6 protein-coding genes are annotated in these 5,229 nt (G+C 60.9%); 4 read left to right on the top strand and 2 right to left on the bottom strand.

Annotated features, from left to right (window positions below):
• The coding region (locus FEM54_RS23725; protein WP_205894425.1) for a putative porin at positions 1-381 on the top strand (381 nt) is incomplete at its 5' end.
• Between the two features lie 120 nt (positions 382-501).
• On the opposite strand, the gene FEM54_RS23720 is transcribed toward FEM54_RS23725, so the two are convergent.
• Both FEM54_RS23720 and FEM54_RS23715 read right to left on the bottom strand, forming a co-directional pair.
• The gene (locus FEM54_RS23720) at positions 502-735 is read right to left on the bottom strand and encodes an anti-sigma factor family protein (protein ID WP_017134841.1); all 234 of its coding nucleotides are present in this window, start codon (positions 733-735) and stop codon (positions 502-504) included.
• Positions 729-1,343, bottom strand: a complete 615-nt coding sequence (locus FEM54_RS23715) for an RNA polymerase sigma factor (RefSeq protein ID WP_016973332.1) — start codon at positions 1,341-1,343, stop codon at positions 729-731. The genes FEM54_RS23720 and FEM54_RS23715 overlap by 7 nt, the downstream gene beginning before the upstream one ends.
• A 336-nt stretch (positions 1,344-1,679) precedes the next feature.
• On the opposite strand from FEM54_RS23715, the gene FEM54_RS23710 reads away from it, so the two are divergent.
• From FEM54_RS23710 to dbpA, 3 genes are all read left to right on the top strand, one after another.
• Complete coding sequence (locus FEM54_RS23710) at positions 1,680-2,570, top strand: alpha/beta fold hydrolase (RefSeq protein ID WP_138453357.1); 891 nt, start codon at positions 1,680-1,682, stop codon at positions 2,568-2,570.
• A 35-nt stretch (positions 2,571-2,605) separates the two neighbouring features.
• Positions 2,606-4,033: a multidrug transporter subunit MdtD gene (gene mdtD / locus FEM54_RS23705; protein ID WP_017139382.1), complete on the top strand. Its 1,428-nt coding sequence runs from the start codon at positions 2,606-2,608 to the stop codon at positions 4,031-4,033.
• 130 nt (positions 4,034-4,163) lie between these two features.
• Positions 4,164-5,229, top strand: a 1,066-nt coding sequence (gene dbpA / locus FEM54_RS23700) for an ATP-dependent RNA helicase DbpA (RefSeq protein ID WP_240792793.1), incomplete at its 3' end; no start/stop codon positions are given.

Raw genomic sequence — 5,229 nt, 5'->3', positions numbered from 1 at the left:
TATGAAGGCTTTGCCCAAGCCGACATCGGCGGCCTGGCCGTGCCTTTGGCGTTCTACGGCCAGTACGTGAAAAACAACGATGCGGTGACCGACCAGGACACCGCCTGGTTGATCGGTGCCAAATCCAAGGTGTTCGGTTTCAACCTGGACTACAACTACCGCGATACGCAACGTGATGCAGTGGTTGGCGCCTTCACCGATTCGGACTTCGCCAACGGCACCACCGGTTCGCGCGGTCACAAGCTCAAAGTCAGCTACGACATCGACAAGAACTTCGCCCTCGGCGCCACGTACTTCCTGACCAAGGCTGACTACGCCAGCCGCACGCAGCGTGATGCCAACACCAACACCTTGCAGTTGGATGCTGAAGCCAAGTTCTAAATGTGCATGCAATAACCCTTGGGCCAGGACGGCCCGAGGGGGTTTCAACAGCCTTGCGTGGGTGGGTCGATCCCCATCATCCGTTAGACTCACCCACGCGAGCCTGCCTCTTTCCCACCGTTACTGATCTTTGAGCCTTTCGGCCACCAGCCGATCAGCCAGTGCATCAGCGTCCTTTACCGGCTCCTCCGGCATGATCTTCAAAGTCGCCTGCATCAGGCGCATCTGACGAATAAATCGCCGGCAGTTGGGGCAGAACATCAAGTGATGACGCACCAGCAAACGCTCTCGAAAGGTCAATTGCCCATCGAGGTAGTCACTGGACCGCGCCACTTGTTCCTTACAGGTCAACATTCGCCCGTTTCCTCAAAATGCTCCACCGTGGCGAAGACTTTAAGCCGTGCTCGATGCAACAGCACACGGACATTGGAGAGCGAGAGGGTCAGAAGATTACAAATCTCCTCCAACTCCAGGCCCTGACGTTCACGCAACACCAGTACGCTGCTTTGCAGCTCCGACAAGCTCAGGATTGTATGCTCCAGGCATTTGCGCAGTTCATCCTCGGTCAGCAAGGCTTCCGGGGTGTCCTGGTGCCAGGCGTAAGGCGCAACGGCCCAGTGGCCGTCGTCGGGGACGAAGCGGTCATCGCCAATGGTGCCGTGGGGCGAAGGCAAATCGTCGAGCAATACTTCCCGGCGATTCTGTTTGTAGCGGCCCTTGGCAGAATTGGCAGTGATGGTCAGCAGCCAGGTTTTGAGGCTGGAGCGCCCTTCGAACTTGGCCAGGTTGCGTACCACTGACAACCAGGCGTCTTGCACCACTTCATCGGCGTGGCGCTGGCCGACAATGGCATAGGCAACCGCGCGCATGGCGCTCTGATAGGTAGTGACCAGTTCCTTGTAGGCCCGCTGCTCGCCCTTGAGCAGCCGTTCAAGCAGGTGCGCGTCGTCCGCTGCTGCCATTCAAACCTCGATCTTGCCTTGGAAATAGGATCAATGTGGGAGCTGGCTTGCCTGCGATGCAGGCACCTCGGTGGATCAGTCACACCACAGTGATGCCATCGCAGGCAAGCCAGCTCCCACATAGGCCAGCTACCAGACAAGCCAGCTCCCACATAGGCTTGTATTGATTTCAGACACCTCGTTTCATCCCTTCCTACCGCAAAATCCCATCTAACACTTCTCCCCGTGCGGCCTGTTGTCGCCCGCAAAAAACCTCGTTATAACGGTTAGTGGCATCCCGCCACCCACCCCACGAGAGCATGACCTTGCCCGGGAAGGGCAAGCTGGAGCGTTGACATGAACCATGGAAGTTTTGTCATAGAGAAGCTGTTCAAGCACTACAACGTTCATGTTGAGCAGCTAGGAAACGATTCGGAAAAAAAGACTGTCTTGATGGTCATCGGTGCGCTGTCCACCACACGCTCTTTCGCACGAACCAGTAAATGCCTGGCGGAGCATTTCAATGTGCTGCTGTTCGACCTGCCGTTCTCCGGCTATTCGCGCGAGCACAACACCGACCTCGAGCTTGTGACCAAGGACGACGAGGTGCAAATCCTGCGCGCCCTGGTGGAGCGCTTCGAGGTCAACCATCTGGTGTCGGCCTCCTGGGGCGGCATCTCCACCTTGCTGACCCTGGCCCACAACCCACCCTCCATCCAAAGCTCGGTAGTGATGGCCCTGGCGCCCAACCTCAACCAGGCGATGCTCGACTACGTGGAGCGCGTGCGCGTGTTGATCGAGGCCGATGACAAATCCGCTGTCGGCCACTTGCTCAATGAGACCGTCGGCAAATACCTGTCGCCGCGCCTCAAGCGCAACAACCATCGGCACCTGTCGAGCATGGCCACCACCGAGTACCGCCAGGCGCGTTTCCATATCCATCAGGTGCTGGCCTTGGGCGATGGTAATTACCTGCCGGCGCTGACCCGGATCGAAACCCCGGTGCACTTCCTCAATGGCGCACTGGATGAATACACGCCGGCGGCCGAGGCCCGGTTGTTCAAGCGCTATGTCGGCCGCAGCAGCTTTGCGGTCGCCGAACACACCGGCCATCTGCTCGACCTGGAGTCGCGCGAAGCGGCCATGTCGGTGCACCGTGCGCTGTTGGATTTCCTGGTGGGAGAGCATGCAACACTGTCGGAATTAGACGAACCGCCAGTGGGAAAAGGGGCGACGGATGGCGCATAATCGCCAACACATAGCCTGCTAATAAAAGGGTTCACATGCCGAATCGCGCCCCTCTCGATGCCAAGACCGCCCGCTGGCTACCCTGGGTGGTAGCGATTGCCTTCTTCATGCAGTCGCTGGACGGGACGATTCTCAACACCGCCCTGCCGGCCATGGCCCGGGACCTCGCGGAAAACCCGCTGCGCATGCAAGGGGTGGTGATCGCCTACATGCTCACCGTCGCCTTGCTGATCCCGGCTTCGGGCTGGGTGGCCGACCGCTTCGGTACCAAAAAAATCTTCTTCGGCGCGATCATGCTGTTCAGCATTGGCTCCTTGCTGTGCGCCTTGTCGAGCACCTTGACCATGCTGGTGGGCGCGCGGGTCATCCAGGGTTTGGGCGGCGCGCTGATGCTGCCGGTCGGGCGGCTGGTGGTCTTGCGTGCTTATCCGCGCTCCGAACTCGTACGCATCATGGGCTTCATCACCATTCCCGGCCTGCTCGGCCCCTTGCTCGGCCCGACCATGGGCGGCTGGATGGTGCAATACCTGACCTGGCACTGGATCTTCCTGATCAACCTGCCTGTGGGCATGGTCGGTTGCTACGCCGTGTGGAAACTCATCCCCGACTTGCGCGGCAGCGAACGCACGCGCTTTGACAGTGTAGGGTTTGTGCTGTTTGGCGCGGCGATGGTGCTGATTACCATCGCCATGGAAGGCCTGGGCGAACTGCACCTGCCGCACCTGCGGGTGATGTTGCTGCTGTTCGGCGGGCTCGCCTGCCTGGCCGCGTACTGGCTGCGTGCCGGGCATATCGATAACCCACTGTTCTCGCCGGTACTGTTCAAGACCCGCACCTTTGCCGTGGGCATCCTCGGCAACCTGTTCGCCCGGCTGGGCAGCGGCGCACTGCCGTTTCTGGTGCCGTTGCTGCTGCAGGTGGCACTGGGTTACTCGCCCTCCGAAGCCGGGATGAGCATGCTGCCCCTGGCGGCGGCGGCGATGTTTGCCAAGTCCATCGCCCGGCCACTGATCGAGCGGCTGGGCTATCGCATTGTGCTCACCGGCAACACCCTGGCGCTGGGCATCATGCTGGCCAGTATGGGCCTGGTCAGCGAACACACGCCCTACCCGCTGCTGCTGTGCATGCTGGCGGTGCTGGGCGCGATCAACTCGCTGCAATTTACCGCGATGAACACCGTCACCCTGATCGACCTCGACGACGCCCAGGCCAGCAGCGGCAACAGTTTGCTCTCGGTGGTGGCGCAATTGTCCTTGAGCCTGGGCGTAGCCTGTGCCGGTGCCCTGCTCGGCGGCTTTACTGCCGAAGCGGGCAATGACGGCGTGGAAAGCGTGCTGGGCGCGTTCCAACTGACCTTCCTCACCGTGGGCATCATGGCCATGCTGGCGGCGGCGATCTTCCTGCAACTGTCGCCAAAAGACGGCAAACGGGTGGTCAGCCGCGAGCACGACCTTGAGCATTAACAGGCTTCTCGTCTAGAACTTGCAGGGAAAATCCCACAGGGCTGGTACACTGCGCGACATTTTGTTTTGCAGAGCCAGTCCCGTGACTACCATTGCCACCGCTTTTAATACTTTGCCCCTGTCCGCCGCCATGCTGGCTAACCTCGACTCGCTGGGTTACGTCGAGATGACGCAGATCCAGGCGCAAAGCTTGCCGGTGATCCTCAAGGGGCTGGACCTGATCGCCCAAGCCAAGACCGGCAGCGGCAAGACCGCCGCCTTCGGCATCGGCCTGTTGAACCCGATCAACCCGCGTTACTTCGGCTGCCAGGCACTGGTGATGTGCCCGACGCGTGAGCTGGCCGACCAGGTCGCCAAGGAAATCCGTCGCCTGGCGCGTGCCGAAGACAACATCAAGGTACTGACCCTGTGCGGTGGCGTGTCCCTCGGCCCGCAGATCGCCTCGCTGGAACACGGCGCCCACGTCATCGTCGGCACACCGGGCCGTATCCAGCAGCACCTGCGCAAAGGTTCGCTGGTGCTGGACGGCTTGAACACGCTGATCCTCGACGAAGCCGACCGCATGCTCGACATGGGCTTCTACGACGCCATCGAAGACATCATCAGCAAGACCCCGCCACGCCGCCAAACCCTGCTGTTCTCGGCCACCTACCCGGTGAGCATCAAGCAGTTGGCCTCCAAATTCATGCGTGCGCCGCAGCAGGTGAAGGCCGAAGCCTTCCACTCCGACGACCAGATCGAACAGCGTTTCTACGAGATCTCGCCGGAAGAGCGCATGGACGCGGTGACCAAGGTGCTGGCGCACTTCCGCCCGGCGTCTTGCGTGGCGTTCTGCTTTACCAAGCAGCAAGTGCAGGAAACTGTGGATCACCTGACCGCCAAAGGTATCTCCGCCGTCGGCCTGCATGGCGACCTGGAGCAGCGCGACCGTGACCAGGTACTGGCGATGTTCGCCAACCGCAGCACTTCGGTGCTGGTGGCGACCGACGTCGCCGCCCGTGGCCTGGACATTGACTCCCTGGACATGGTGATCAACGTCGAACTGGCCCGCGACTCGGAAATCCACATCCACCGCGTAGGCCGTACCGGTCGCGCCGGTGAGACCGGTATTGCGATCAGCCTGGTGGCGCCGTCCGAAGCCCACCGTGCCCAAGCCATTGAGCAACTGCAAAAGTCGCCGCTGAACTGGGACCAAC

The sequence above is a fragment of the Pseudomonas edaphica genome (genome assembly GCF_005863185.1).
Classification (GTDB): Bacteria; Pseudomonadota; Gammaproteobacteria; order Pseudomonadales; family Pseudomonadaceae; genus Aquipseudomonas; species Aquipseudomonas edaphica.
The sequence above is the reverse complement of the archived record's forward strand: the minus strand, read 5'-3'. Positions and strand labels throughout refer to the sequence as shown.